We start from the raw sequence: 2,547 nt of genomic DNA on the forward strand, positions 1-2,547 counted from the left end.
CGGCGGCGCGGCGGCCCGGGATGGTCAGGACGATGAGCGCCGCCACCAGGGCCACGCCGCCGCCGATGATGAAGCCGGCCCGAAAGCCGGCTTCGGACGGCAGCGTCACTGGACCGAACTTGATCGTCAGGTTGGCCAGCACCGCCCCGAGCACGGCGCTGGCGCAGGACGTGCCGATCGAGCGCATCAGGCTGTTGAGGCCGTTGGCGGCGGCCGTCTCGGTGAGCGGCACGGCGCTCATGATGATGGACGGCATGGCCGCGTAGGCGAAGCCGATCCCGGCGCTGACCACGGCGGAGAAGATCAGGACTCCCCACGCCTCGCCCATCAGGGCGAGCGCGAGGAGGTAGCCGGCGGCGATGATGACTGTGCCGAGCAGCAGGGACGTCTTGGGCCCCCGGGCGCCCGACAGCCGCGCCGCCACGGGCGAGATCGCCATCATCATCAGCCCGGCCGGCGCCATCCACAGGCCGGCCTCGACCATCGAACGGCCCAGGCCGTACCCGGTGGCCGCGGGCAGTTGCAGCAACTGGGGCGTGATCAGCGACATCGCGTACATGGCGAAGCCGATGACGATGGAGGCCAGGTTGGTCATCAGTACCTGGCGGCGCACGCTGGTGCGCAGGTCGATCAGCGGCGCGGGCCTGCGCAGCTCCCACCATCCCCACAGCAGCAGGATCACCGCCGAGGCGGCGAACATGCCGAGCGTGGTGCCGCTCGTCCAGCCCCAGTCGCTGCCCTTGGAGATCGGCAGCAGGAGCAGGACCAGGCCGGCCGCCAGTCCCGCCGCCCCGACGAAGTCGAAGCGTCCCGGCGACTTGACCGGCGACTCCGGCACGATCAGCAGGATCAGGAAGCTCATCAGCAGGCCGAGCGCGGCCGCGCCCCAGAACAGCGCGTGCCAGCTGACGTACTGGGCGACGAGCGCGGCGGCGGGCAGGCCGAGCGCGCCACCCACGCCCAGCGAGGAGCTCATCAGCCCGATGGCCGAGCCGAGCCGCTGCGGCGGCAGCACGTCACGCATGATGGCGATGCCCAGCGGGATCACGCCCATGCCGAGCCCCTGCAGCGTACGGCCGGCCACCATGGGGGCCAGCGAGTTGGCGGGCGCGCACACCAGGGAGCCCGCGGCCAGCAGGAGCGCGCTGACCACCATGACGCGACGCTTGCCGTACAGGTCGCCGAGCCGTCCCGATACGGGCATGGCCACCGCGCCGGCCAGCAGGGTCGCGGTGATGGCCCAGAACGAGTTGGCGGCAGTGGTGTGCAACAGGGTCGGCAGCGTGGCGATGAGCGGGACCATCAGGGTCTGCATCAGCGAGACCGTGATGCCCGCCGCCGCCAGGACACTGATGATCGCTCCACTGGGCGGGGCGGCGCGCGTCGAACTCATGAGTTCTCCGAATCTCGCGAGGATATGCACGATGCATATGGTGTGTATCCTACAGTTCGCTATATAGAGGGATATTCGAGACACGGTCGGGAGGTACTCGTGCGCGAGGAGATCCTTCACATCGAGCGCGAGCTCATGCTCATCGGCCGCTACAAGGAGCTGGCGGCGGCGGCCGCGCCTCCCAAAGAACGACGGCTCGAGCGCGGCAGCAGCTACATCCTGCTCAGCCGGCTCGAGGCCGAGGGGCCGATGTCGATCGGCCAGCTCGCGCAGGCCTTCAGCCTCGACACCTCCACCGTCAACCGGCAGACCGCCGTCCTGCTCCGCGACGGCCTGGCCGAGCGCATCCCCGACCCCGAGGGCGGGATGGCACGCAAGCTCCGCATCACCGAGGAGGGGGTGCGCCGGGTCGCCGGGGAGCGCGAGTACCGGCTCGACGGCCTCGCCGCTGTCCTACAGGACTGGACCCCGCGGGAGCTGGCCGCCTTCGCCGAGGGCCTGGCGCACTTCAACGCCAGCATCGAGCACTGACCCACGGGCGGGGACGCCGTTTCTCAGCCGCGCACGCTCGCGACGTCGACGATGGTCTTCAGGAGGTCGCGCGGCGGGCCGGCCAGGCCGCGCCGTACGGCTTCCGGCAGCGGGACGGTCTGCACGGGCAGCTGATCGACGCGAACGTGCCCGCTGTGCAGCAGGGCGACCGCGCCGCGCACGTCGGTGTCCCACCGGTGCGAGGCCGACCCGACGACACGCTTCTCCCCCAGCACTACGTCCAGCGTGGGAAAGGCGGCCGGCTCCGGCGTGACGCCGAGCAGGACGGTGGTGCCGCCGCGGCGGCACAGCGACAGTGCGTCCGCCACCGCGGCGGCCGTTCCCGCGCTCTCCACCACCACGTCGGCGCCACGGCCGCCGGTCAGCTCGCGAACGGCGGCGTCCGCGGCGTCGCCGGGAGCCGCGCCGACCAGCCCGCACGAGCCGGCCAGCACGCGGCGGCCCGGGTCCGGATCGACCGCGACGATCGCCGCCGCGCCGCGGCATTTGGCCACCTGGGCGACCAGCAGTCCGATGGCGCCGGCCCCCACGACCGCGACCACGGCGCCGGACACGTCACCGGCCTTGTCCAGAGCGCGCACGGCGACCGCCGCGGGCTCGGC

General features: G+C 72.2%; 3 protein-coding genes. 1 reads left to right on the top strand and 2 read right to left on the bottom strand.

Annotation, left to right across the window (positions count from 1 at the left end; genetic code table 11):
• Positions 1-1,393 (bottom strand): MFS transporter (locus AB0J09_RS62075; protein WP_360713521.1); only part of this gene is annotated, 1,393 nt, incomplete at its 3' end.
• Between the two features lie 99 nt (positions 1,394-1,492).
• On the opposite strand from AB0J09_RS62075, the gene AB0J09_RS62080 reads away from it, so the two are divergent.
• Positions 1,493-1,924, top strand: a complete 432-nt coding sequence (locus AB0J09_RS62080; RefSeq protein WP_360713523.1) for a MarR family transcriptional regulator — start codon at positions 1,493-1,495, stop codon at positions 1,922-1,924.
• Positions 1,925-1,947: 23 nt separating this feature from the next.
• Here AB0J09_RS62080 and AB0J09_RS62085 read toward each other — a convergent pair.
• On the bottom strand, positions 1,948-2,547 hold a 600-nt coding region (locus tag AB0J09_RS62085), incomplete at its 5' end, for a zinc-binding dehydrogenase (protein ID WP_360713525.1).

This window comes from Nonomuraea sp. NPDC049784, from assembly GCF_040659615.1.
Lineage (GTDB): Bacteria > Actinomycetota > Actinomycetes > Streptosporangiales > Streptosporangiaceae > Nonomuraea.